Source organism: Bacillus sp. SJZ110 (assembly GCF_006715455.1).
Taxonomy (GTDB): Bacteria; Bacillota; Bacilli; order Bacillales; family Bacillaceae; genus Bacillus; species Bacillus subtilis.
The window spans coordinates 377,516-402,301 of record NZ_VFNF01000004.1; the positions used below are offsets into that span (position 1 = coordinate 377,516).

The following is a 24,786-nucleotide window of genomic DNA, read 5'->3' on the forward strand; positions in this document are numbered from 1 at the left end:
AAAGGATTGTTCTTTTCAGAGGCAAGATTCACATTTTGAGCTTGATCCTGTATTCTTGTAGGTATCTGGTTCTAGTAGGAGGAAGGAAACGTGGAATTACTTTTTTTAGGGACGGGAGCCGGCATTCCCGCCAAGGCGAGAAATGTAACGTCGGTGGCATTAAAATTGCTTGAAGAAAGGCGTTCGGTATGGCTTTTTGACTGCGGGGAAGCCACACAGCATCAAATTTTACATACAACGATTAAACCTCGTAAAATAGAGAAAATCTTTATTACACATATGCACGGCGATCATGTATACGGACTTCCGGGGCTTCTGGGGAGCCGTTCCTTTCAAGGCGGAGAGGACGAGCTGACAGTGTACGGACCTAAAGGGATCAAGGCGTTTATTGAAACAAGCCTTGCCGTCACGAAGACCCATTTGACATATCCGCTTGCGGTCCAGGAAATTGAAGAAGGAATCGTGTTTGAGGACGATCAGTTTATTGTCACAGCGGTATCTGTTATTCATGGAGTGGAAGCCTTCGGGTACCGTGTGCAGGAAAAAGACGTACCGGGTTCCTTGAAGGCTGATGTATTAAAAGAAATGAACATCCCGCCCGGACCTGTATATCAGAAAATCAAAAAAGGCGAAACGGTAACGCTTGAAGACGGACGAATCATCAATGGGAATGATTTTCTGGAGCCTCCTAAAAAGGGAAGATCTGTTGTGTTCTCCGGTGATACGAGAGTAAGTGACAAACTAAAAGAGCTTGCGAGGGATTGTGATGTGCTTGTTCATGAAGCAACCTTTGCTAAGGAAGACCGTAAACTTGCTTATGATTATTTTCACAGTACAACGGAACAAGCGGCTGTAACAGCGAAAGAAGCAAGAGCGAAGCAGCTCATTTTAACCCATATCAGCGCAAGATATCAGGGAGATGCTTCTTTGGAGCTTCAAAAAGAAGCGGTTGACGTTTTCCCCAATAGCGTGGCGGCATATGATTTCTTAGAGGTAAACGTCCCGCGAGGCTGAAGGCGGAGCTCTTATTTGACAATTTGTGATGACGTTGTATAATAAAACGTAATAATTACGTTTTATAAGGAGGTGTTAATTATGAGAGTAAATGTTACTTTAGCCTGCACTGAAACGGGAGACCGAAATTACATCACAACAAAAAATAAACGCACCAATCCAGACCGTTTGGAGCTGAAAAAATATTCACCGCGTTTAAAGAAATATACCCTTCACCGTGAAACAAAATAATATAAAAGACCGGGAATCTCTTATGGCCCGGTCTTTTTTTACGTTAATTGACTGCCTGGTAAAGAGGAGCGGCCTGCTGACACGCTGCGCACCATACGTCATAAATAGCCAAGTGAACGATATGAGGTTCATCATGATGGATGTTGTGGGAGCTGTTTTTAGCTTGAATCCAGCCGCTTTGGTTAGATAGAGACAATATGCTGCTGTGCAAGTTTTGCCACTCTTGTTCAGCAGCGAATTTCTCAGTCCGTTCTCCTGATGACAACACAAGAAGAGGCATGTTTCCTAAGTGGACTTGCCGCTTTTTGAGCTCCTGCAGACTTTTTGAAAACTCTGCATGTGTGCCCTCAAGCATCATCTTTCTCGTATGTGATTTGTGCATTTCTTCGGGTATAAAGGTAAAGCTGGCGCAATCGCCTAAAGCTGGGTCAAGAAGGACCATGCCGATAATATCATACTTGTTTTTGCAGGCCCATAAACCGGTGATGACAGCTCCGTATGAGTGTGAAACAGCCAAATAAGGAGGTTTTACATCAGCTGCTTTAAGCAAACTCTCCAATTCTTTCACTTGTTGATCAGCTGTTCGTTTAGCTCTGCTTTGCCCGCTTTTTCCTATGCCTGCCCGATCATATGTGAAAATGCCAAATTCATCATCAATGTCCGCCATTAATGGTTTCCACGTCTCAGAAGAAGTACCATAGCCGGCCTCAAAGACAATCGTTACACCGCTTGATCCTTTCCGGTGTTGTGTATGAAACGCACATCCGTCAATTGTATATGTCTTTTCCATCCAAGCTGATTTCATTGGAGTCATCTCCTCTAATTGGTTCTACTAGGGAGACGGAGAACCTTAGCCGATCGTTTCTCTAAAAATAAAAAAAGAGATATCCTCTACAGGATATCTCTTATGGGCATTACCAGCCTCTTTCGTATTGAACAGGGGCCGGAATCTCTGTATTGAGCTGTTTCGCAGCAGTTCTTGCAAAGAATGGATCACGCAAAAGCTCTCTGCCGATAAAGATGAGGTCGGCACGTCCGTTTTGCAGAATTTCTTCAGCCATTGAACCGTCTGTAATCATGCCGACGGCACCAGTAGCCATGTCCGCCTGTTCACGGATTTTCTCAGCGAAGCTGACCTGATAGCCAGGGAATACGTTAATGTCTGCGTGAACAAGGGCGCCTGAGCTGCAGTCAATTAAGTCAACTCCCTGCTCCTTCATCCATTTTGCAAAACCGATGTGATCGGCAATGTCTAAGCCTTTATCAGTGTAGTCAGAAGCAGATACACGGACAAATAAAGGACCGTCCCATACTTGTTTGACTTCATCAATGATCTCTCTCAAGAAACGATAGCGGTTTTCAGGTGAGCCGCCGTATTCATCTGTGCGATGGTTGGAAAGCGGAGACAAAAATTCATGAATTAAATATCCGTGCGCCGCATGAATTTCAATCACATCAAAGCCGGCTTCTTTTGCGCGGGCAGCCGCTTGCTTGAACTCCTGAACTGTTTCTTTTACTTTTTCTGCTGACATTTCTACAGGTGTTGCTGATTGTTCGTCAAACGCAATCGCCGATGGAGCGAAGATATCTCCTTCAAGCTCAGCTTTACGTCCGGCATGGGCAAGCTGAATGCCGATTTTTGAACCTTGTTCTTTGACCTGCTCAGTCAGTTTGGCAAAGCCTTCAATATGCTCGTCGCTCCAAATGCCTAAGTCTTGGTCAGTGATTCGTCCTTGAGGGTTAACCGCTGACGCCTCTACAATAATCAGTCCGACCTGGCCGATTGCGCGCGATATGTAATGTGCCATGTGGAACGGTGTCAATTTTCCGTCCTTTTCATGAGAAGAATACATGCACATTGGCGACATGACAATGCGGTTTTTTAACGTCATATCTTTAATTGTAATAGGTGTGAATAATTTTCTGGCCATTTCTTTCGCCTCCCGTAAGGTTTTTAGAGATTGATTATATCAAGTCATTTCTTTCCCGTCATATAAACTGCTCAAAAGAACCGCTTTTGTCAAACATTTCTGTATAATAGACGAGAAATCAGTTTATTTTTCAGTATTGAAGCATTTTTATTCATAGGAGGGGCGGAATCAATGAATTGGCAGACGAAGGACGAATTGCTGGCACTTTTAACTTCTCTTGTGCAATACGAAAGCATCACCGGTTCAAAGGGCGAGGCAGCGCTTGCAGAGTATCTTTATTTTATTTTGAAGGACAAGCCCTATTTTCAAAAGCACCCTGATGATGTAACACTTCATCCGATGGACGATGGCAGATCTTTTCTTACGGCTCTAGTCAAAAAGAAGAATGTCAAAAAGACAGTGCTTCTGCTGAGTCATTTTGATGTCGTTGACATAGAAGATTACGGCGAATTTAAACATATGGCTTGCAAGCCTGCTGAGCTTTTGAGCTCCTTTTTAGAGAAAAAAGAGCTGCTCCCGGAACGGGTGAGAAGAGATGCCGAAAGCGGAGACTGGCTGTTCGGAAGAGGGACGATGGATATGAAAGCGGGGCTTTGTGTTCAACTGTCGATGCTGGAGAGGGCAATGAACGGACATTTTGAGGGCAATCTGCTGTTGATAACGGTTCCGGACGAGGAAGTGAATTCAAGAGGCATGATTGAAGCGGTTCCTGCATTGAAGGAAATGGAGAAAAAGCATGATATCACATTAACCGCTTGCCTGAATGCCGAACCGATGTTTGAAAAATTTCCCGGCGATCAGCAGCAATATTTTTATACAGGAAGCATTGGAAAGGTGCTTGCGGGTTTTTTCTGCAAGGGGATTGAGACACATGTTGGAGAGCCGTTTTCAGGCCTAAACGCAAATTTAATGGTATCTGAGATTAACCGTTTGCTTGAACTGAATGCTGATTATTGCGAAAAGGTTGATGGCGAGGTCACTCCGCCGCCGGTAAACTTAATGCAAAAGGACTTGAAAGAGGCATATTCAGTCCAGACACCGCATACAGCTGTCACATTATTTAATGTGCTGTCAATGAAACGCTCAGCTAGTGAGCTGCATCAGATGCTGCTTAAAACAGCAGAACAGGCGGCGGAGGAAATCATGTCGAACGTTCGGAAGAAAACACAGGATTTTCAACAATTTGAGCCATTTCAGCCGATTGAGCGGGATGTCACTGTTTTGACATTTAATGAGCTGGTCTCGCGTGCAAAAAAGCGTGCGGGGATCTCGGAAACAGAGCGGGCTCTAAATTATGCCTTTGCTAACAGGGGCGAGCTTGGAGACAGGGATTTTTCGACGAAAATTGTTTCTGAGCTTGCTTCGCTTTGTAAGGAGGATGCGCCGCTCATCGTTCTGTTTTATAGTCCGCCGCTTTATCCAGCTGTTTCTTCAAAGGATGATCAATTGATCAGAAATACAGCAGATCAGTTAAAGCATTATGCGGCTGAGCGATACGGCATTGCATTAAGGGAGGTTCAGTACTTCCCCGGACTTTCGGACTTGAGTTATCTTCAGCTGGAAAAGCAGGAGGTTGATGCATACTCAAGCAATATGCCGCTCTTTAACAGAGGGTATTCATTGCCAAGCGGTAAAAATCAGGCTTTATATGTCCCAGTTTTAAATGTCGGTCCGGCTGGTAAAGACCCGCATAAATGGACGGAAAGATTGTATATGCCTTATTCCTTTGAAGTGCTTCCCGATTTGCTTTCATTTACGATCTCCGCGCTATTAAAGCAATCAGAATCTGCCGGCCAGCTGCTACGGGAAAAATAAAAAACAGAAGGCACTGTGCCTTCTGTTTTTGTCCTTACATCTAAGAATGTCTCTCTAAGGCGGCACCGGCAAACTGTTCTTTGATTTCTGCGCTCCGTTTAGCTGTTTCTTCAATACAGTGAATAATTGCTTCTTCAAAGCGGGAGTCCTGTAAAGCGCGAAGACCTGCCTCTGTAGTGCCCCCAGGACTGGTGATTTCTTTACGCAGCTTTTCCGGCTGTTTGCCGCTTTGGAGGAGCATATCTGTTGCCCCTGCCATTGTCTGCAAAATGAGTGCTTTTGCCGTTTCTTTATCTAATCCTACTTTTTGTGCTGCTTTTTCCATCGCCTCAATATAACGATACACATAGGCCGGGCCGCTGCCTGCGATTGCAGTGACAGCGTCAAGATGCCGCTCCTCAACCAGTGTTGCATCACCGATTGTTTCCAATAGAGCTTTTGCGGCAATAATATCATTCTTGCTTGCTTCCGTGCTTACGGAAAATCCGGTTGCTGATTTTCTGATTGCCGCTGATGTATTAGGCATGACGCGAATGACCGCGAGCTTTCTGCCAAAATAATGCTGAATGGTTTCGATGGTAAGGCCTGCAAGTACTGAAATGACAAGCTGGTCCTTGATATACGGCCGGATGCTGTCGATGCTTTCCGCCGCGTCTTTCGGTTTGAAAGCGAGGATAATGATATCGGTGTGAGTGAAAAACTCATTTTTATCTCTGCATGGACGCACGCCGTACGTTTCCTTTAATTCAATCAGACGCTCGTCATTTGAGCGATTTGTAATATAGATATGTTCTGGTTTTGTGATGCCGCTTTGCAAAATGCCGTTGATCATTGCTTCTGCCATTGACCCGGCGCCGACAAATCCTATCTTTTTCATTGATATCCTCCTTCTATCAGAACAACAAAAAACCTTTTCATCACGTAAAGGACGAAAAGGTTCGCGGTACCACCCTCATTAGCACAAATTGTGCTCAGCTCAAATCCCCGTAACGCGGGAAACGTTTAGGTTTTCCTAACCGCGACTTGAGGGCAGGTTCTACAAACAAGCGGGCCGCAACACCTTTCAGCCGGGGGTATCGCTCTCTTAGGCCATTGCCTTGTATACTATTCCTCGTCATAGCGTTCCAATGGTTCTCGTTTTAGTTTGTTGTTCATTATGCAATGGCGGATAAGCTAATGTCAATAGCTTTTTCAAAAAGGTTTGTTCTCATTCTGCAATAATGACACAAGACCGAGAAAAAGCTAAAATATGAATAATGAATGAAGACAAGGAGCGAAAGGATGACAACTGAAGATGTAATTGCGATCCGCGTCCCGACGCCGTTTGCTGTCGGCGATGTTATCGTTTACCTCGTAAAAGGTGATGCACTGACACTTATCGATGCCGGGCCGAATACAAAAGAGGCTGCCAGAGCCCTACAAGAGCAGCTTGCCGCTGTAAATGTGAAAATGTCAGATATCGAGCAGGTTGTACTGACTCACCATCATGCTGATCATGCAGGCTTGCTTGATGTCTTTTCAGATGAAATCGAAGTGATTGGGCATACATTCAACGAACCTTATATCAGCCGAAATCAAGCCTTTATGGATTGGCAAAAACGTTTTTTTCAAAAGCTGCTGCCTGAATTAGGCGTTCCATTTGATACGGGGAAGGCGGAAAAGCTGATTCGGTCAGCGTACGCATTTTCCTGTACGAGATCTCTGACAAAATCAATCAGAGAAGGTATGGGCATAGATGGGCTTGAGGGCTGGTCTGTGTTGGAGATGCCTGGACATGCTGAATCGCATATCGTTCTGTTCCATGAAAAAAGCGGAAGGATGCTTGGCGGCGATCTACTGCTGGCAAACAGCTCATCTAATCCGATTTTGGAAGCGCCGAAAGCGGGAGACGTCAGGTCAAAGCCTTTAGTGGATTATCAGCGGTCATTGCGAAGGCTGTCTCAACTTGATCCAACAATCGTATTTCCTGGTCACGGCGAGCCTATCACCAGTGTACAAGCGCTGATTGAGAAGCGTTTTGACAAGCAGAGGAACAGGACGGAGGATGTTCGTCGCATGCTGGATGAAAAGCCGATGACCGCTTTTCAGGTCTGTCAGCAGCTTTTTCCTGCTGTATATGAAAAAGAATTGTTTTTAACGATGTCAGAAACGGCAGGTCACCTTGATGTGTTGGAGGCTGAAGAAGCCATCACGTCATATTGGGAAGGAAATACCGCATACTTTAAAACAATGAAGAGGTGAAATGGGTGAAACATATAGCGGGAAAAAGGATTTGGATAACCGGCGCTTCAGGAGGGCTTGGTGAAAGAATCGCATACTTATGCGCGGCTGAAGGAGCCCATGTCCTTCTGTCGGCTAGACGCGAGGATCGTTTGATAGAAATCAAAAGGAAAATAACCGAGGAATGGAGCGGACAGTGTGAGCTTTTTCCTCTGGATGTCGGCCGCCTAGAGGATATCATCCGGGTCCGCGATCAGATCGGCTCGGTTGATGTACTGATTAACAATGCAGGCTTCGGTATATTTGAAACGGTTTTAGACTCTACATTGGATGACATGAAAGCGATGTTTGATGTGAATGTCTTCGGCCTGATCGCCTGTACAAAAGCGGTGCTTCCGCAAATGCTTGAGCAAAAAAAGGGCCATATCATCAATATCGCCTCTCAAGCGGGGAAAATCGCAACACCGAAGTCTAGCCTGTATTCCGCGACCAAACATGCCGTGTTAGGTTACTCAAACGCTTTGCGGATGGAGCTTTCGGGAACCGGCATTTATGTGACAACAGTCAACCCGGGACCGATTCAGACGGACTTTTTTTCCATTGCTGATAAAGGCGGGGACTACGCCAAAAATGTCGGCCGCTGGATGCTTGATCCTGATGACGTGGCAGCTCAAATTACAGCTGCAATTTTTACGAAAAAGCGGGAGATCAATCTTCCGCGTTTAATGAATGCCGGCACTAAGCTGTATCAGCTGTTTCCAGCTCTTGTAGAAAAGCTGGCAGGACGCGCGCTCATGAAAAAATAATGATAGAACTGCCTGTGGTGGAGTGGCTTGTTTCTCACGAGGCAGTTTTTGATAGTGGAAGGGAGAGATTGTTGAATGTTAGTTCATTCAGAAGTCCTTCATGCTCTGCTTAAAGATCCGTTTATTCAGAAACTGATTGATGCAGAGCCTGTATTCTGGGCAAATTCAGGCAAGAAAGAGGGGCCAATACCCCGTGCAGATGAGTGGGCAACCGAGATAGCGGAAGCGGAAAAAAGAATGCGGCGGTTTGCACCTTACATTGCCGAGGTGTTTCCTGAGACGAAAGGCGCTAAAGGAATCATCGAGTCTCCGCTTTTTGAGGTGCAGCATATGAAGGGAAAGCTGGAAGCGGCATATCAGCAGCCATTTCCGGGAAGATGGCTTTTAAAGTGCGACCATGAGCTTCCGATTTCAGGATCGATTAAAGCGAGGGGCGGGATTTATGAAGTGTTAAAGCATGCTGAAAATCTCGCGCTTCAAGAAGGAATGCTTCAGGAAACCGATGATTACCGCATCTTACAGGAAGAGCGGTTTACCGGGTTTTTCTCCCGCTATTCGATTGCTGTCGGTTCGACAGGAAATCTAGGTTTAAGCATCGGCATCATCGGCGCGGCACTCGGCTTTCGCGTGACAGTGCATATGTCCGCCGATGCTAAGCAGTGGAAAAAGGATCTCCTCCGCCAAAAGGGAGTCACTGTTATGGAGTACGAAACAGATTACAGCGAAGCGGTGAACGAAGGGAGACGACAGGCGGAACAAGATCCATTCTGTTATTTTATTGATGATGAACATTCTCGACAGCTGTTCTTAGGATATGCTGTTGCTGCAAGCCGATTAAAAACACAGCTTGACTGTATGAATATAAAGCCAAGTCTTGAGACGCCCTTGTTTGTGTATCTGCCGTGCGGAGTCGGCGGAGGACCGGGCGGTGTAGCATTTGGGCTGAAGCTTTTATACGGAGATCATGTTCATGTGTTTTTCGCAGAACCAACTCATTCACCTTGTATGCTGTTAGGGCTTTATTCAGGACTTCACGAGAAAATCTCCGTCCAGGATATCGGCCTGGATAATCAGACTGCTGCTGACGGACTTGCCGTAGGGAGGCCGTCAGGATTTGTCGGCAAGCTGATTGAACCGCTTCTGAGCGGCTGTTATACGGTAGAGGACAATACGCTTTATACTTTGCTTCATATGCTGGCTGTATCTGAAGATAAATATTTAGAGCCCTCTGCTCTTGCCGGCATGTTCGGGCCGGTTCAGCTTTTTTCGACAGAAGAGGGAAGGCGCTATGCTCAGAAATATAAGATGGAACATGCCGTACATGTCGTCTGGGGAACGGGAGGAAGCATGGTTCCAAAAGATGAAATGGCTGCGTATAACCGAATTGGTGCTGATTTGCTAAAAAAACGAAATGAAAAATAAGCAGACAGTGAAAAGGTTTTCCGTTACAATCTTTGTAAGGGTTTTAACCTACAGAGAGTCAGGTGTAAACAGTGAAAAATAAAGAACTTAACCTACATACTTTATATACACAGCACAATCGGGAGTCTTGGTCTGGTTTTGGGGGGCATTTGTCGATTGCTGTATCTGAAGAAGAGGCAAAAGCTGTGGAAGGATTGAATGATTATCTATCTGTTGAAGAAGTGGAAACGATCTATATTCCGCTTGTTCGCTTGCTTCATTTGCATGTCAAGTCTGCGGCTGAACGCAATAAGCATGTCAATGTTTTTTTGAAGCACCCACATTCAGCCAAAATTCCGTTTATTATCGGCATTGCCGGCAGTGTCGCAGTCGGAAAAAGCACGACGGCGCGGATCTTGCAGAAGCTGCTTTCGCGTTTGCCTGACCGTCCAAAAGTGAGCCTTATCACGACAGATGGTTTTTTATTTCCTACTGCCGAGCTGAAAAAGAAAAATATGATGTCTAGAAAAGGGTTTCCTGAAAGCTATGATGTAAAGGCGCTGCTTGAGTTTTTGAATGACTTAAAATCAGGAAAGGACAGCGTAAAGGCCCCGGTGTATTCCCATCTAACCTATGACCGCGAGGAAGGTGTGTTCGAGGTTGTAGAACAGGCGGATATTGTGATTATTGAAGGCATTAATGTTCTTCAGTCGCCCACCTTGGAGGATGACCGGGAAAACCCGCGTATTTTTGTTTCCGATTTCTTTGATTTTTCGATTTATGTGGATGCGGAGGAAAGCCGGATTTTCACTTGGTATTTAGAGCGTTTTCGCCTTCTTCGGGAAACTGCTTTTCAAAATCCTGATTCATATTTTCATAAATTTAAAGACTTGTCCGATCAGGAGGCTGACGAGATGGCAGCCTCGATTTGGGAGAGTGTCAACCGGCCGAATTTATATGAAAATATTTTGCCGACTAAATTCAGGTCAGATCTCATTTTGCGTAAGGGAGACGGGCATAAGGTCGAGGAAGTGCTGGTAAGGAGGGTATGAAATTGTGCATCATATTGAACTGTATGTCTCTGATTTGGAGGCGTCTAGGCGGTTTTGGGGCTGGTTCTTAAAAGAACTTGGCTATAAAGAGTATCAAAAATGGAGCTCAGGCATCAGCTGGAAGAAAGATCGTTTTTACCTAGTGATTGTGCAGGCGAAAGAGCCATTTCTAGAGCCGGAATACCATAGATGCCGAGTCGGTCTGAACCATCTCGCATTTCATGCTGAATCCAAGCTTCAAGTCGATCAGATGACTGAAAAATTGACGGCAAAAGGCTATCGTGTGTTGTACCGAGACAGGCATCCTTTTGCCGGAGGAGACGGGCATTATGCAGTCTTTTGTGAGGATCCAGACCGGATTAAGGTAGAGCTCGTTGCCCCAAGCTGTTAATCGTGATCTTCGGACAGGCTGTTCAGCTTTTTCTCAATGCGATCCAGCTGCGCTTTTCGGTTTTTCGCATACTTGAAGCCTGTAACAGCCGCAAAGACGACAGCGGCAAATATAATAAATACAAACAGCTGAAACATCACATCACCTATATTCATGTTCTTCACCTCATGTTTGCGGGAGAGATTCATTCTCTTCCGTTTTTTATTTAAAGCGGCTTTTCCAGACGGGAACGGTGTTTGTGGTCTCCATTTTCATTTGCCGATAGGCGAACGCTAAAAATGGCAGGCCGAGCAGGGTAATGCCGCTCAGGACAGAAAAAATATAAATCGGCCGGCCAGCGCCAAACAGGTCTATACATATCCCCCCGACCCAAGGGCCGATGACGTTTCCGAGCTGTGAAAAACCGATTGCCCCGAAATAAGTGCCTTTTAATCCTGGTTTTGCAATCTGGTCTACATACAAATCCATCAGAGAGAATAAAAGCACTTCGCCGATTGTAAATGTGATGACAATCATCACAATTGATGGAACACCGTGTGATACGGTGAAAATGGCCATGCTGATGCTAACCATCACATTACCGAGCATAAGAGAACAAAGCGGCGAAAACCGCTTTGCAAAATGGACAATGGGAAATTGCGTCGCCAACACAACGATTGCGTTTAATGTCAGCATCAGCCCATACAGCTTCGTTCCATTGCCGATCAAGGGGTTCTGCGCCATATACTGAGGGAATGTGGAACTGAATTGTGAGTAGCCGAAGGTGCATAGCGTAATGCCGACCAAAGCAATGGTAAAAAGATAATCCTTTTGCGTGACCATAAACGCTTCCCGCACGCTCATATTTCGGGACTGGGCTGGTGCTGATAAGGATGGATGTTTTTTAAATTGGAGGGCAAGCACAATTCCGTATAGTCCGTAAATGACTGCAGGCACCAAAAAGGGCGTAGTCGATTGCGATGAGCCGAAATATAGGCCAAGCACAGGTCCGAAGACAACGCCGATATTAATAGCCGCATAGCGTAAATTAAAAACTAGCAGTCTCGTTTTTTCTTCTGTCATATCAGACAGCAAGGCCTTTGAAGCGGGCTCAAACAGTGATTTGCAAAGACCGTTTAATGCGTTTACTACAAAAAACACCCAGAGATTAGATGCTGCCGCAAAGCCTGCAAATACCAGCATCCATCCGAAAATCGATACAAGCATCATGTTTTTTCTGCCGAATTTATCTGAGATATATCCGCCGTAAAAGCTTGCGAGGATGCCGACTGATGAGCTCGCGGCGATGATCAGCCCTGCATAGGAAGCTGATGCGCCTTGGACGGCTGTCAAATAAATCGCTAAAAAAGGAATGCTCATCGATGTTGCCATTCTGCCGAAAATGGTTCCGATTATAATTGTCCAGCTGATCGGGTGGATATCTTTCCATTTCTTCATGAATTATATTCTCTCCTGTATGTATGATCTTTCTCTATCATATATGAAAAAATTTCCTTCTCCAATAGATCGTTCAAAATATTTCGTTATTGACATGTAGTATGCCTGATTGTATGGATGGCAATATACTATGCGTTGAGGATGCGTGTGGCGGGGGGTTGACATCTTGAAATTGAAGAAGGAAAATGACGGGATGTCCGATGAAAAGAAAAGCGATTGGTCAGTGAGAGTGTGTTAGTTTAAGCCGCCAGAACGTGGATCATATCGGCAGTGAAACCGGATATGAGATCAAGATGTACGCTGAAAACCGGCATGGGCCGCATGACAGAACAAGAGAGCACATCTCTTCGAAAAAGTGTATACGCGTGATCATGGACAGCTTATTCCGTTTTGCGCGAGTTCTGAGGGGGAATTTTACGCCAGGCCATATGAATCTATGGAGCGTGAGAAAATCCTGCTTTTTCTGTAAGCCTGAGACTGTTTATTTGTTTCAGGCGGTGTTTTCAAAGGGAAGCCGCATCAGCGGCTGAAAGAACTGACAGTCATGCGTTTAAGAGAACAGGCCTTGGTTTGTGACATAGTCATAAATGATATCTTCTATATGCGCATGCAAATCCTCATCTGGTTCTTCATTCCGTCTCTCTTGTAGAGCCGCTTTCAGGCTTTGTTTTTCATACGGGCTTAACGGATCTATAGCAACGTTTCTGCCGTATTGCCGCAATGCCTGTTCCATCATTTTTTCGACAAATTTCTCCATCATGACTCTCCTATCCTTATGCTTCGCTTTTATTCTACTAAATGTTTTTCTTCTCTCAAACCCTTGGATCATATTTTCTGTCAGACAAGAATCATTTACCAGTATAAAACGAACATACTTTCGCATATAATGAAAAACGAACATAAGTTCTTTTTAGAGGTGTGTATGATGAAAGAAAAAGTGATTTTTCTCGTTGACATGCAATCGTTTTATGCATCTGTAGAGAAAGCGGAAAATCCATATTTGAAAAATAAGCCCGTCATTGTTTCGGGTGACCCTGAAAAAAGGGGCGGAGTCGTACTGGCTGCCTGCCCGCTGGCGAAACAAAAGGGTGTGGTGAATGCTTCACGGCTGTGGGAGGCGCAGGAAAAGTGTCCTGAGGCTGTTGTGCTCCGGCCGCGTATGCAGCGGTATATTGATGTATCACTGCAAATTACGGCCATTCTCGAGGAGTATACAGACCTTGTGGAGCCTTATTCTATCGATGAACAGTTCATGGACATTACAGGCAGCCAGAAGCTGTTTGGGACGCCGATGGAGATCGCGAAAAGCATTCAGGGCAGAATCATGCGGGAGATCGGCGTTTATGCACGGGTCGGAATCGGCCCTAACAAAGCGCTGGCCAAAATTGCGTGTGACAATTTTGCCAAAAAGAATACGAACGGCATTTTTACCTTAACGAAAGAAAATATGAAAACCGAAATGTGGCCGCTCCCGGTGGGCAGCATGTTTGGCGTGGGGAGCCGCATGAAGCATCATTTAAATCGAATGGGCATCAGCACGATCGGCGGGCTCGCGGCTTTTCCGCTCGATCTTTTAAAAAAGAAATGGGGCATTAACGGCCACGTGCTGTGGATGACGGCAAACGGAATCGACTATTCCCCTGTGTCAACTTCGTCTCTGGACGGGCAAAAGGCGATAGGCCATGGAATGACTCTCCCGAGAGACTACGAACACTTTGACAAAGAAATCAAGGTCGTATTGCTTGAGCTGAGTGAAGAAGTGTGCAGGCGAAGCCGAAACGCCGGGGTCATGGGGCAGACGGTGTCAGTGAGCTGCCGGGGTGCTGATTTTGATTGGCCGACGGGCTTCAACCGGCAAGTGAAGCTGGCAGAGCCGACTAATTCTACGCAGGATGTATATGAGGCTGTACGCCGGCTGTTTCTTACATTTTGGGACGGGAAACCTGTCCGCCGTCTCGGTGTCAATCTGTCTCAGCTCTCATCTGATGACATATGGCAGCTCAATTTATTTCAGGATTATGCAAAGAAAATGAGCCTAGGCTATGTGATGGACGGCATTAAAAATCGATTCGGCGACACAGCAATCATCAGGGCGGCGTCACTGACAGCGGCAGGCCAGGCATTTGAACGTGCGGCTAAAATAGGGGGGCATTATAAATGAACGATCATTTAAAAAGGGGCAACCTGCTGTGGGAAGGGAGCAGGATGTTTCTGCCGGAACATAAGCAAAGCCTGCTGGAGAGAAAGCGGCTTAAACAGAAGCTGCAAAAGCCGATCCTTGACCCCGATAAGCTGGAAGAGATGAATCAAACGCTTTGCGCCGCGATGGAGTTCGCTCAGGATATCACTGTCAGCTGCTTTCAGGACGGTGAGATTGTCCGCTGCACCGGGAAGATCTGCCGGTATGAAGAGTTTGAAAAAGCAGTATGGATAAAAGGAGACGAGGATCAGCTTTATAAGCTGAGACTTGATCAAGTGCTTGATATTGTGCTGTAAAGTCTCTCCTCCTGCTTGGGGGAGAAATAGGCTAAAATGATGAAACATTGTTCCCTCGGCAGTCTGGAAACGTATGATAAAGGAAAGAAGGCATTTACAATTCCAGCCAGGCAAAATATAATTTTTATATTGTGAGAAAAAGAGCTGACATTCGTTTTGCCAGACGGAGGGAGATCAAATCGTAATGGATATTCGAACAATCACGTCTTCAGATTATGAAATGGTAACGTCTGTACTGAATGAATGGTGGGGCGGCAGACAGCTGAAAGAAAAATTGCCGAGACTATTTTTTGAGCATTTTCAGGACACAAGCTTTATTACATCCGAACATAACAGCATGACGGGATTTTTAATCGGATTTCAATCGCAATCGGATTCTGAAACGGCGTACATTCATTTTTCCGGTGTGCATCCAGATTTCAGAAAAATGCAAATTGGGAAACAATTGTATGATGTATTTATCGAAACAGTAAAACAAAGAGGCTGCACCCGGGTAAAGTGCGTCACTTCACCTGTGAATAAGGTATCAATCGCATATCACACAAAATTGGGGTTTGATATTGAAAAGGGCACCAAGACGGTAAATGGCATCTCAGTGTTTGCAAACTATGATGGCCCAGGCCAAGACAGGGTACTGTTTGTCAAAAACATATGAGGGGGAAATATGATGAATTTTTTATCAAAAACACCTGAGCCTCCTTACTATGCAGTCATTTTTTCTTCTGTCAAAAGCGAAAATGACACAGGATATGGAGAAACAGCGGAGCGGATGGTATCGCTTGCGGCGGATCAGCCTGGATTTTTAGGCGTGGAAAGCGTACGTGAAGCGGATGGAAGGGGCATCACAGTTTCCTATTGGGACAGTATGGACGCAATTAACCATTGGAGGCATCACACTGAACATCAAGCAGCAAAAGAAAAAGGAAAAAGCCTTTGGTACGAGTCGTATGCAGTCCGCGTCGCAAAAGTCGACAGACAGCGGCTGTTTCAGGAGAACACGAATGATTGAATTTCTCCAGCATAAGGAAGCCGCTATAGCGCGTGAGATTTTAGCCGTACAGATCCCCGCCTACATAAAGGAAACAGAGATTATCGGTTTTGACGGTATTCCCGCTTTACAAGAGAAGGTGAAGGATATTCAAGCATCCCATGAACGGTTTGCGGGATATCGGGAAAACGGCAAGCTGATCGGTGTCATTTCATATGAGAAAAACATGCATCATCTCACCATTTGCAGGCTTGTTGTACATCCTGACGGTTTCAGAAAAGGAATTGGACGAGCGCTTCTGCAATTTGTCATTGATCATAATGAAGACGCTGAGAAAATCGAAGTAGTCACAGCCGAGAACAATATCCCGGCCGTGTCACTCTATACACAGGCCGGATTCCAAAAGGCAGAAACCGTCAAAGCAGCGCAGGGTCTATTGCTGTCGGTCTTTCATTTGTATCCGAAAAGAAAAGTTGAGGTCATTCTCTACAACGAAAAATGGGCAGAATGTTTCGATGAAGAAAAAGAACGGCTGAAGCTGGTGTTCGGGTCGGAGATTATCGCTGTTCATCACATCGGAAGCACATCAATACCGAACATGGCAGCGAAGCCAATCATTGATATGTTAATTGAAGTCAGAAGCATTGAAGCCGTGAGCCAATTTGATGAACAAATGAAGGCTAACGGCTATATACCAAAAGGTGAGAACGGCATAGCGGGCAGGCGTTATTTCCAAAAGGGCGGAAATAAACGCACTCATCATGTCCATATGTACGAACAGGGAAACCCTGCTATTGAAAGGCATCTGTTATTCAGAGATTATCTCAGAGCTCATCCAAACATAGCGAAGGAATACGCCGTTCTCAAAAAACGGCTGGCGGCCCAGCATCCTGACAGCATCAATCAGTACATACAAGGGAAAGATGAGTGGATCAAGACTGCAGAAGAAAATGCGAAGCGGTGGAAAAAAGGCAGAAACAATGCGAATGGCAGTGTTGTATGCTACAATAGCGAAAATGATGAAAACGGGGGTTTCACCTTATGAACATACATGTGACAGATGCAGCAAAACAGGCACTGCAGCAGGCGTTTGACGCCAACCCGGGGAAAAAAGCCCAGCTTCGTTACGATGCAGAAGGATGCGGCTGCGCGGTAAGCGGTGTCCCGACAATCTGGCTGGCAGAAGAATTAACGGGACAGTGCGAGCAGCTGGAAACGAACGGCGTTCCGCTGTATATCCAATCGTCACAAAAAGTGTTTTTTGACGATCAAATGACGATCGATTACAATGAAAAAGCCAAAACATTGGCGCTGAAAAGCCCGGCTGAAATGCTCAGCCCCAGAATGAGCATATTAGTAAAGTAGGAGACGCGAAACGTGGAACAAAAGCTGAAGGCAATGAAGAACACAGCACAAAATAAAACGTGGGTATCCTTCCTGAATCAAAACCATCCCTATACCTTGCTTCACTGGTCAATTGGAGGAGCAGAGTCCATCAAGAAAGATGTCTGGCTATTGCAGGATGAAATGACCTTCGAGACGCAGGAGTTTACAACGATAGATCTTGCGATTGAATGGATCAGAGAAAATATGGATGGCATTACCGACGTTCTGTAACATAAAAAAGCGAAAGAGCCGAAGAGGCCTTTCGCTTTTTTATTCTGTTGAATCATTCATGTTGTCTAAAAACTCCTGCACTGTTTTTCGGTACGTATCCCGATTTTTGGTATATGACATGGCGTGTTCACCGTTCTCGGCAATGTACAGCGCTTTCGGCCCGCGTTTCTTTTCATAAAGCCGCTCGGTTGAAGAAACAGGAATGTAGTCATCATCCTTACTGTGAATAAAGAGGACCGGCTTTTCGATTTTATCAATGACAGCAAGCGGAGATACTTCACGTGCGCGATAGCCGCCTCTCAGCTTCAAAAAGAAGTCGGCGATAGGAAGCAGGGGCCAAGACGGGAGCCTGTATTCCGCTCTCAGCCGGTAGGCAAGCTGTTCATCAAAACATGCGAACGGACAATCGGCAATATAAAAATCAGCGCCATCGCTGCAGTGTGCACCAGCATAAAGCAGGGCGGTCACAGCTCCCATCGACTCACCGTGAATTCCGATCAATCCGCGATGATTTGTTTTGTTTTTGAGCCAGCTGACAACCTTATTGAGATCATCCTTTTCGTAAAACCCGTAGCTGGTCGTCTTTCCGCCGCTTTGGCCATGCCGGCGATGGTCATAAATGAGCACATTCCAGCCGAGACCAAGAAATAAATGCATATACTTAAGAGAATTCAGCACATTCATGGTTACCCCGTGGCAGATGATGATGGTATTTGGTGTGTCATGCGGTGCGACATGGTATCCTTTTATGTCGTACCCGTAAGCGGATGGTATCACAAAAGCGGTTTTCTCCATTTGTTCAAATGATTCAAACACATCATGTCCGTCGTCTGTCTCTCTTTTGATAATGTCTTCATCCGTTTTTTTCTTGATGTATAGAATCATATTCGAAAAAACAATTCCGATTGCGATGACAGCTGTTACGAGAGCGCCAATGGCCAAAAAGATTTTCTTCAACAAGTCACAGCACCTTTCAACTAAATATAGGTAATTCGTGTTTAAAATCATTATACCTAAACACTGCTTCGCTGAGAAAGTAATCAGAAGAGAGTATGCTTGTTCAGTGTATATGCTCCGTGATAAACTGTCTTCAAAACAAAACAAGGGGGAAGTCTGAATGAAAAAACAAAAATCCGCTGACAAACACCAGCTAAAAGACGGCCTTCAATCCGATATCAAAGCAAAGCTTATGGAGATGAAGAGCCAATTGAAGGAAGAGGATGAAAAGAGGCAGGAAAGAGAAAAAGCAGAACAGATCAGAAAGAAAAAAGAGATCGAAAAAAATAAGAGCTTTGAAGAACTCCTAAATGAAAGCCAAATGGATTGGCATCAATATAAATAAACCAGCACCTGCCTGTACGGGTGCTGGTTTTTCTGCTATGAGCGATGAGCTTTGTAAATGTCTTGTTTCGCATGAGATTGGAGCGCTTTGATTTCCTCTTCGGTTAAACGCCGTGCATTTGCTGCCTGAATATTTTCCCGTAACTGCTCAATCTTACTGGCGCCTGTAATCACTGAAGCGACAGCCGGCTGTGCTAGCAGATACTGCAGCGACTTTTCTGTCATGGAAAGATCGGGAGCCACTTCCTCCATTGCCTTGCGGGCGTTTGTCAGTTCCTCGAATGAATAGGACAAGTACCCGTTTTGTTTCATGCTGTCTGAAGCTTGATCAAGCGGTTTTTCAGTTAAGAGCCCTTTGGCAACAGGACCTCTGGCGACTACGCTGATTTGATGTTCCTCTAAAAGCGGGAGCCATTCCTCAGGGCGTCTGTCAAACAGGCTGAATTGCATCATAATGCTGACGATGTTTGATTTTTTTACATATTCTTTAATCACATTCGGGCGGATGGAAGAAATGCCGTAGTAGCGGATGACACCTTCTTGTTTTAATTCCTCAAACGCTTCGATCGTTTCATCAATGTTGTCCTCTATCGTGCCGCCGTGAAGCTGATAAAGGTCGATATAATCTGTTTTCAGACGTGTAAGGCTCTTTTTTACTGCCTCTTTTATGTAAGCTTTTGAAGGGTCCCAATACCAGCCCTCGCTTCCGTCATCCCAACGGTTTCCCGCTTTTGTTGCCAGTATAATATCCTGGCGTCTGTTTTGGATCGCATCACCGACAATTTCTTCATTGCGGCCTCGGTCATACAAATCCGCTGTGTCCAAATAGTTGATGCCAAGCTCGATCGCTTCATCCAGAATGGACAATGCTTTGTTTTTTTCAGTTCCAAGAGACATACAGCCGAGTCCGACTTCACTAATGTCTAAATCAGATGTACCCAATTTGCGCTTTTTCATGTGCACACTCCTTTTTTAGGCTTTGTATTGACCGTAATATAAAGGAGCTAAAGTTTCAACTTTTATGGCTTTGAGATCCAATCTTTCACATATTGAAATGTGCGTCCATACTCTTTTAACTTCGCCCGAATTTCCCATGCTTTTCCGACTAAGACAACACCTTTTGGCATGCGGTGCACTTTCACGAAGAAGCCCCCTTTTGCTCTAGTATGATAAAATGTATGGGGCATCATATAGAGACAGAACGGGAGATGAAGAAATGAAATCATTAGAAGAAAAAACAATTGCCAAAGAACAGATCTTTTCGGGTAAAGTCATTGATCTTTATGTCGAGGATGTAGAGCTGCCAAACGGCAAAGCAAGTAAACGTGAAATTGTGAAACACCCTGGAGCTGTAGCGGTACTAGCCGTCACAGATGAAGGGAAAATCATCATGGTCAAACAATTCCGTAAGCCGCTTGAGCGGACGATCGTTGAAATTCCGGCCGGTAAGCTTGAAAAAGGTGAGGAGCCGGAGTATACGGCACTTCGGGAACTTGAAGAGGAAACCGGTTATACAGCAAAAAAACTGACAAAAATAACTGCGTTTTATACATCACCCGGATTTGCAGATGAGATCGTTCACGTTTTTCTTGCTGAGGAGCTTTCTGTGCTTGAAGAAAAACGGGAGCTTGATGAGGACGAGTTTGTTGAAGTGATGGAGGTGACGCTTGAAGATGCGCTAAAGCTGGTTGAATCGCGTGAAGTATATGATGCTAAAACTGCCTACGCGATTCAGTATCTTCAACTGAAAGAAGCGCTCCAAGCACAAAAATGAAAAAGATTTACGCGGATTTGCACATTCATATCGGCCGGACCTTTACAGGAAGGGCTGTCAAAATAACAGGCGCCAAAACATTAACGCTGGACAGAATTTTGGTTGAAGCCAGTGAACATAAAGGAATTGAACTCCTCGGCATTATCGACTGTCATTCTCCGGAAGTCATTCTAGAGCTTGAGGAAGGCATTTCATCTGGAAAATATCGCGAGCTTGACGGGGGAGGAATCCGTTATCGCAGCACGACTCTTTTATTGGGGAGCGAACTGGAGATTTATGATGAAGCCTGTAGCGGACCGATCCATGTGCTCGTATTTATGCCGACGCTGGCTGATATGAAACAGTTTTCAAACTGGCTGTCAGCCCGGCTGAAAAATATTCATTTAAGCTCGCAGCGGATTTATGAAACGGGCTTAAACCTGCAAAAAAAAGTGCAGGATATGGGCGGCTTGTTTATCCCCGCCCATATCTTTACGCCGCATAAAAGCTTATATGGAAAAGGGGTTAAATCAAGCTTAACTGAGGTTTTTGATCCATCTATGATAGACGCGGTGGAGCTTGGATTAAGCTGTGATACAGACATGGCATCACAGGTATCTGAATTGAATCCGTATCCTTTTTTAACAAATTCTGATGCGCATTCGTTGGGGAAAATCGGCAGAGAATATAATGAACTATATGTGCAGTCAGCTGATTTTACTGAATTTGCTCTTGCATTAAAGGGACAAGATGACAGGAAAATTATCGCAAATTATGGCTTGGACCCGTTATTGGGGAAATATTATCAGACGGCTTGCGAAGCGTGCGGAGAGCCTGCTGTAAGCGGGGAAACAGCGTGCGCGAATTGCGGAAATGCCAGATTTACCAAGGGAGTCAGCGAAAGATTGCGTGAATTGAGTGATCAGCTTGAAGTTCGCGTCCCGCGTCCGCGATATGTACATCAGATCCCGTTGCAATTTGTTCCGGGTGTAGGCCCGAAAACGCTGGACAAACTAAAAAAAGCCTTCGGAACAGAAATGGCTGTTCTTCATGAGGCTGCAGAAGAAGATTTGGCTCGCGTTGTCCCGCCGAAAACCGCGGCGCTTATCGTAAAAGCGAGATCCGGAAAACTGGAATTGAAAGCCGGAGGAGGAGGAACCTACGGTAAAATTAAACCGTGAGCTAAAGATTAACTCAGTTCCTCCTGTACTTTTCTTTTTGTGCGTATAAAGGTAATCAGCTGGATGATTTCATCTTCACTCAGCGGCTGGCCATCAACAGAAATGGTAAAGTCAAGGCTGCTCCACGTGGCCAATTCTATGGCCTGAGGAGCAGTCTGCTTTTGTTTCTCGCGGCCTAAAAGTTCATCGCAGGTTGTGTCAAAGAGGTCAGCCAGCATGGCAAGCGCTTCAAGTGAAGGCCGTCGGTAGCCTGACTCGTAGCCGGCATATGTGCTTTTTGCGATACCGAGAAGGTCAGCTGTATATTGAAGCGACCAATTTTTCTTTTTTCTCAATTCAGTTAAACGATCTAGATTCATGAACTTCCGCTCCTTTTTCACCTTGAGCTGATTATATCATATAGGTATTAGGAAGTGTACGCGAATTGAATAATAATGTCTTGCGTATTTTATTTTCCGTGTCTATAATTGCATTAAAAGTATGCGAAAAGCGAATACCTTCTCGCAACCCATCTTTAGATACAGTGAAGAGGTGCATGGTATGAAAAAATTATTGATGTTGACAACTGGGGGAACGATTGCTTCAGTTGAAGGGGAAAATGGGCTGGCTCCCGGAGTCAAGGCTGATGAATTATTAAGTTACGTATCAAAACTTGATAACGATTACACAATGGAAACTCAGTCGCTTATGAATATAGACAGCACCAATATGCAGCCTGAATACTGGGTGGAAATAGCGGAAGCCGTTAAGGAAAATTATGATGCCTATGACGGGTTTGTTATTACTCACGGTACAGATACAATGGCCTATACATCTGCAGCACTATCGTATATGCTGCAGCATGCCAAAAAGCCGATTGTCATCACCGGCTCGCAGATTCCGATCACGTTCCAAAAAACCGATGCCAAAAAAAATATTACTGATGCCATTCGATTTGCCTGTGAAGGCGTGGGCGGCGTTTATGTTGTATTTGACGGCAGAGTCATTCAGGGAACGCGTGCGATCAAATTAAGAACGAAAAGCTACGACGCATTTGAAAGCATCAATTACCCATATATCGCTTTTATCAATGAAGACGGGATCGAATACAACAAACAAGTAACGGAACCTGAGAACGACACCTTCACAGTTGACACTTCACTATGCACAGATGTATGTCTGCTGAAGCTGCATCCAGGCTTAAAGCCTGAAATGTTTGATGCCCTGAAAAGCATGTACAAAGGAATTGTCATTGAGAGTTATGGCAGCGGAGGGGTGCCGTTTGAAGGCAGGGACATTTTGTCAAAAGTGAATGAGCTGATCGAAAGCGGCATTGTCGTCGTCATTACGACTCAATGTCTTGAAGAAGGCGAAGACATGAGCATTTACGAGGTTGGCCGCAGAGTCAACCAAGACTTAATTATCCGATCAAGAAATATGAACACAGAAGCAATTGTGCCAAAATTGATGTGGGCGCTAGGTCAGTCTTCGGATCTTCCTGTCGTCAAGAGAATTATGGAAACGCCGATAGCTGATGACGTTGTCCTGTAAAATGTAAAAACGATAACCAGCAAAGAGAAAGAAGGTTAAAGATTATGTTAAACGGCCAAAAAGAATATCGCGTGGAAAAAGACTTCCTTGGGGAAAAACAAATTGAGGCAGATGTTTATTACGGAATTCAGACGCTCCGTGCTTCTGAAAATTTCCCGATCACAGGATACAAAATCCATGAGGAAATGATTAACGCACTGGCGATTGTGAAAAAAGCTGCGGCTCTTGCCAACATGGACGTGAAACGGCTGTATGAAGGAATTGGCCAAGCTATCGTACAAGCCGCTGACGAGATTCTGGAAGGCAAGTGGCACGATCAGTTTATCGTCGATCCGATTCAGGGCGGTGCCGGAACTTCTATGAACATGAACGCGAATGAGGTTATCGGAAACCGGGCGCTTGAAATCATGGGACATAAAAAGGGAGATTATATCCATTTAAGTCCAAACACACATGTGAACATGTCACAGTCTACGAACGATGTGTTCCCGACTGCTATTCATATTTCCACATTGAAGCTCTTAGAAAAACTGCTGAAAACAATGGAAGATATGCATAGTGTGTTTAAGCAAAAAGCACAGGAGTTTGACTCTGTTATTAAAATGGGCCGGACACACCTTCAAGATGCGGTTCCGATCCGTCTTGGCCAGGAATTCGAAGCTTACAGCCGTGTTCTCGAGCGTGATATCAAACGAATCAAGCAATCGCGCCAGCACCTATATGAAGTCAACATGGGCGCAACTGCTGTTGGTACAGGGCTGAACGCTGATCCTGAATATATCAAACAGGTAGTAAAGCACCTTGCTGATATTAGCGGGCTTCCTCTTGTCGGCGCTGACCATCTTGTTGATGCGACACAAAATACAGATGCCTATACAGAGGTATCAGCTTCATTAAAAGTCTGCATGATGAACATGTCGAAGATCGCAAACGACCTGCGCTTAATGGCGTCGGGACCGCGCGCCGGACTTGCGGAAATTTCTCTGCCTGCACGTCAGCCGGGTTCATCTATTATGCCGGGGAAAGTCAATCCGGTTATGGCGGAGCTGATCAACCAAATTGCGTTCCAGGTTATCGGAAACGACAATACAATCTGCCTTGCTTCAGAAGCCGGCCAGCTTGAGTTGAACGTCATGGAGCCCGTGCTTGTCTTTAATTTGCTTCAATCCATCAGCATCATGAACAACGGCTTCCGTTCGTTCACTGACAACTGCTTAAAGGGCATTGAAGCCAACGAAAAGCGGTTGAAGCAATACGTAGAAAAAAGCGCAGGCGTGATCACAGCTGTCAATCCGCATCTTGGATATGAAGCGGCTGCCAGAATTGCCCGGGAAGCGATTATGACAGGCCAATCAGTCCGTGACCTTTGCCTGCAGCATGATGTGCTGACTGAAGAAGAATTGGATATTATTTTAAACCCATATGAGATGACCAAACCAGGTATCGCAGGGAAAGAACTATTAGAAAAATAAAATTTGTATAAAATACAGCTTATTCATCTCTGAATAGTCGGATGAATAAGCTGTTTACAACATAGGGATGAGGAAGTATAGTATACGTGTTGCACTATATATTGAAAGCG

29 protein-coding genes and 1 pseudogene are annotated in these 24,786 nt (G+C 45.1%); 20 read left to right on the forward strand and 10 right to left on the reverse strand.

Annotated elements, in window-relative coordinates; genetic code table 11:
- Positions 1 to 90 precede the first annotated feature (90 nt).
- Positions 91 to 1,014, forward strand: coding sequence for a ribonuclease Z (rnz, locus tag FB592_RS14480; protein ID WP_103803311.1), 924 nt, complete (start codon positions 91 to 93; stop codon positions 1,012 to 1,014).
- An 81-nt stretch (positions 1,015 to 1,095) separates the two neighbouring features.
- A complete protein-coding gene (gene rpmG, locus FB592_RS14485; RefSeq protein WP_003226511.1) occupies positions 1,096 to 1,245 on the forward strand; it encodes a 50S ribosomal protein L33 in 150 nt (49 codons plus the stop codon).
- A gap of 43 nt (positions 1,246 to 1,288) precedes the next feature.
- On the opposite strand, the gene FB592_RS14490 is transcribed toward rpmG, so the two are convergent.
- Together FB592_RS14490 and namA are read right to left on the reverse strand one after the other, a co-directional pair.
- Complete coding sequence (locus tag FB592_RS14490; RefSeq protein WP_014477266.1) at positions 1,289 to 2,050, reverse strand: alpha/beta fold hydrolase; 762 nt, start codon at positions 2,048 to 2,050, stop codon at positions 1,289 to 1,291.
- A gap of 109 nt (positions 2,051 to 2,159) precedes the next feature.
- On the reverse strand, positions 2,160 to 3,176 hold the full coding sequence (gene namA / locus FB592_RS14495) for an NADPH dehydrogenase NamA (RefSeq protein WP_003230377.1): 1,017 nt from the start codon (positions 3,174 to 3,176) through the stop codon (positions 2,160 to 2,162).
- A 171-nt stretch (positions 3,177 to 3,347) separates the two neighbouring features.
- Here namA and FB592_RS14500 point away from each other — a divergent pair, with 171 nt between their 5' ends.
- Complete coding sequence (locus tag FB592_RS14500; RefSeq protein WP_141949692.1) at positions 3,348 to 4,991, forward strand: M20/M25/M40 family metallo-hydrolase; 1,644 nt, start codon at positions 3,348 to 3,350, stop codon at positions 4,989 to 4,991.
- Between the two features lie 40 nt (positions 4,992 to 5,031).
- On the opposite strand, the gene proC is transcribed toward FB592_RS14500, so the two are convergent.
- Positions 5,032 to 5,868 carry a pyrroline-5-carboxylate reductase gene (gene proC, locus FB592_RS14505; RefSeq protein WP_014477264.1) on the reverse strand — a complete coding sequence of 279 codons (837 nt, stop codon included), beginning with the start codon at positions 5,866 to 5,868 and terminating at the stop codon, positions 5,032 to 5,034.
- Between the two features lie 404 nt (positions 5,869 to 6,272).
- On the opposite strand from proC, the gene FB592_RS14510 reads away from it, so the two are divergent.
- From FB592_RS14510 to FB592_RS14530, 5 genes are all read left to right on the forward strand, one after another.
- Entirely contained in the window at positions 6,273 to 7,232 is a 960-nt protein-coding gene (locus FB592_RS14510) for an MBL fold metallo-hydrolase (protein ID WP_043857773.1), read from the forward strand.
- A 5-nt stretch (positions 7,233 to 7,237) separates the two neighbouring features.
- On the forward strand, positions 7,238 to 8,017 hold the full coding sequence (locus tag FB592_RS14515) for an SDR family oxidoreductase (protein ID WP_021479974.1): 780 nt from the start codon (positions 7,238 to 7,240) through the stop codon (positions 8,015 to 8,017).
- A gap of 75 nt (positions 8,018 to 8,092) precedes the next feature.
- The gene (dsdA, locus tag FB592_RS14520) at positions 8,093 to 9,439 is read left to right on the forward strand and encodes a D-serine ammonia-lyase (RefSeq protein ID WP_141949695.1); all 1,347 of its coding nucleotides are present in this window, start codon (positions 8,093 to 8,095) and stop codon (positions 9,437 to 9,439) included.
- Between the two features lie 71 nt (positions 9,440 to 9,510).
- Complete coding sequence (gene coaA, locus FB592_RS14525; RefSeq protein ID WP_003245966.1) at positions 9,511 to 10,470, forward strand: type I pantothenate kinase; 960 nt, start codon at positions 9,511 to 9,513, stop codon at positions 10,468 to 10,470.
- A 4-nt stretch (positions 10,471 to 10,474) separates the two neighbouring features.
- Positions 10,475 to 10,861 (forward strand): VOC family protein, encoded by a 387-nt coding sequence (locus FB592_RS14530; protein WP_004398989.1) that lies wholly within the window; start codon positions 10,475 to 10,477, stop codon positions 10,859 to 10,861.
- Here FB592_RS14530 and FB592_RS20955 read toward each other — a convergent pair.
- The 3 genes and pseudogenes from FB592_RS20955 to FB592_RS14540 form a co-directional block, all read right to left on the reverse strand.
- A complete protein-coding gene (locus FB592_RS20955; protein WP_004398585.1) occupies positions 10,858 to 11,016 on the reverse strand; it encodes a hypothetical protein in 159 nt (52 codons plus the stop codon). The genes FB592_RS14530 and FB592_RS20955 overlap by 4 nt on opposite strands.
- Before the next feature lie 50 nt (positions 11,017 to 11,066).
- Positions 11,067 to 12,298: pseudogene (locus FB592_RS14535) on the reverse strand (MDR family MFS transporter).
- A 550-nt stretch (positions 12,299 to 12,848) separates the two neighbouring features.
- Entirely contained in the window at positions 12,849 to 13,055 is a 207-nt protein-coding gene (locus FB592_RS14540; RefSeq protein ID WP_014477257.1) for a YqzH family protein, read from the reverse strand.
- Between the two features lie 165 nt (positions 13,056 to 13,220).
- Here FB592_RS14540 and FB592_RS14545 point away from each other — a divergent pair, with 165 nt between their 5' ends.
- From FB592_RS14545 to FB592_RS14575, 7 genes are all read left to right on the forward strand, one after another.
- Positions 13,221 to 14,459, forward strand: coding sequence for a DNA polymerase IV (locus FB592_RS14545; protein ID WP_072175567.1), 1,239 nt, complete (start codon positions 13,221 to 13,223; stop codon positions 14,457 to 14,459).
- Positions 14,456 to 14,794: a YolD-like family protein gene (locus FB592_RS14550; RefSeq protein ID WP_003230403.1), complete on the forward strand. Its 339-nt coding sequence runs from the start codon at positions 14,456 to 14,458 to the stop codon at positions 14,792 to 14,794. Before FB592_RS14545 ends, FB592_RS14550 begins: the two co-directional genes overlap by 4 nt.
- Positions 14,795 to 14,978: 184 nt before the next feature.
- Positions 14,979 to 15,449 carry a GNAT family N-acetyltransferase gene (locus FB592_RS14555; protein ID WP_015384025.1) on the forward strand — a complete coding sequence of 157 codons (471 nt, stop codon included), beginning with the start codon at positions 14,979 to 14,981 and terminating at the stop codon, positions 15,447 to 15,449.
- A gap of 9 nt (positions 15,450 to 15,458) precedes the next feature.
- Positions 15,459 to 15,803, forward strand: a complete 345-nt coding sequence (locus FB592_RS14560; protein ID WP_044144006.1) for an antibiotic biosynthesis monooxygenase family protein — start codon at positions 15,459 to 15,461, stop codon at positions 15,801 to 15,803.
- A complete protein-coding gene (locus tag FB592_RS14565; RefSeq protein WP_032726079.1) occupies positions 15,796 to 16,827 on the forward strand; it encodes a GNAT family N-acetyltransferase in 1,032 nt (343 codons plus the stop codon). The genes FB592_RS14560 and FB592_RS14565 overlap by 8 nt, the downstream gene beginning before the upstream one ends.
- Positions 16,824 to 17,147 (forward strand): iron-sulfur cluster biosynthesis family protein, encoded by a 324-nt coding sequence (locus tag FB592_RS14570; protein WP_032726078.1) that lies wholly within the window; start codon positions 16,824 to 16,826, stop codon positions 17,145 to 17,147. Before FB592_RS14565 ends, FB592_RS14570 begins: the two co-directional genes overlap by 4 nt.
- A gap of 12 nt (positions 17,148 to 17,159) precedes the next feature.
- Positions 17,160 to 17,399, forward strand: coding sequence for a YqkC family protein (locus FB592_RS14575; RefSeq protein ID WP_003230411.1), 240 nt, complete (start codon positions 17,160 to 17,162; stop codon positions 17,397 to 17,399).
- A 39-nt stretch (positions 17,400 to 17,438) separates the two neighbouring features.
- On the opposite strand, the gene FB592_RS14580 is transcribed toward FB592_RS14575, so the two are convergent.
- Entirely contained in the window at positions 17,439 to 18,356 is a 918-nt protein-coding gene (locus FB592_RS14580; RefSeq protein ID WP_031315200.1) for an alpha/beta hydrolase, read from the reverse strand.
- A 160-nt stretch (positions 18,357 to 18,516) separates the two neighbouring features.
- Between FB592_RS14580 and FB592_RS14585 the strand changes: the two genes are divergently transcribed.
- Positions 18,517 to 18,741, forward strand: a complete 225-nt coding sequence (locus FB592_RS14585) for a YqkE family protein (protein WP_003230416.1) — start codon at positions 18,517 to 18,519, stop codon at positions 18,739 to 18,741.
- 35 nt (positions 18,742 to 18,776) lie between these two features.
- On the opposite strand, the gene FB592_RS14590 is transcribed toward FB592_RS14585, so the two are convergent.
- Complete coding sequence (locus FB592_RS14590; protein WP_021479963.1) at positions 18,777 to 19,697, reverse strand: aldo/keto reductase; 921 nt, start codon at positions 19,695 to 19,697, stop codon at positions 18,777 to 18,779.
- Positions 19,698 to 19,759: 62 nt separating this feature from the next.
- Entirely contained in the window at positions 19,760 to 19,882 is a 123-nt protein-coding gene (gene mciZ, locus FB592_RS14595) for a Z-ring formation inhibitor MciZ (protein WP_003230420.1), read from the reverse strand.
- Positions 19,883 to 19,956: 74 nt separating this feature from the next.
- Here mciZ and nudF point away from each other — a divergent pair, with 74 nt between their 5' ends.
- Entirely contained in the window at positions 19,957 to 20,514 is a 558-nt protein-coding gene (gene nudF, locus FB592_RS14600; protein WP_004398600.1) for an ADP-ribose pyrophosphatase, read from the forward strand.
- Positions 20,511 to 21,674 carry a TIGR00375 family protein gene (locus tag FB592_RS14605; protein WP_103803316.1) on the forward strand — a complete coding sequence of 388 codons (1,164 nt, stop codon included), beginning with the start codon at positions 20,511 to 20,513 and terminating at the stop codon, positions 21,672 to 21,674. Before nudF ends, FB592_RS14605 begins: the two co-directional genes overlap by 4 nt.
- An 8-nt stretch (positions 21,675 to 21,682) precedes the next feature.
- Here FB592_RS14605 and ansR read toward each other — a convergent pair whose 3' ends face one another.
- Complete coding sequence (gene ansR / locus FB592_RS14610) at positions 21,683 to 22,033, reverse strand: HTH-type transcriptional regulator AnsR (RefSeq protein WP_004399024.1); 351 nt, start codon at positions 22,031 to 22,033, stop codon at positions 21,683 to 21,685.
- 181 nt (positions 22,034 to 22,214) lie between these two features.
- Between ansR and ansA the strand changes: the two genes are divergently transcribed.
- Entirely contained in the window at positions 22,215 to 23,204 is a 990-nt protein-coding gene (gene ansA / locus FB592_RS14615) for an asparaginase (RefSeq protein WP_004399032.1), read from the forward strand.
- Between the two features lie 44 nt (positions 23,205 to 23,248).
- Positions 23,249 to 24,676 carry an aspartate ammonia-lyase gene (aspA, locus tag FB592_RS14620; RefSeq protein ID WP_014477246.1) on the forward strand — a complete coding sequence of 476 codons (1,428 nt, stop codon included), beginning with the start codon at positions 23,249 to 23,251 and terminating at the stop codon, positions 24,674 to 24,676.
- Positions 24,677 to 24,786 lie beyond the last annotated feature (110 nt).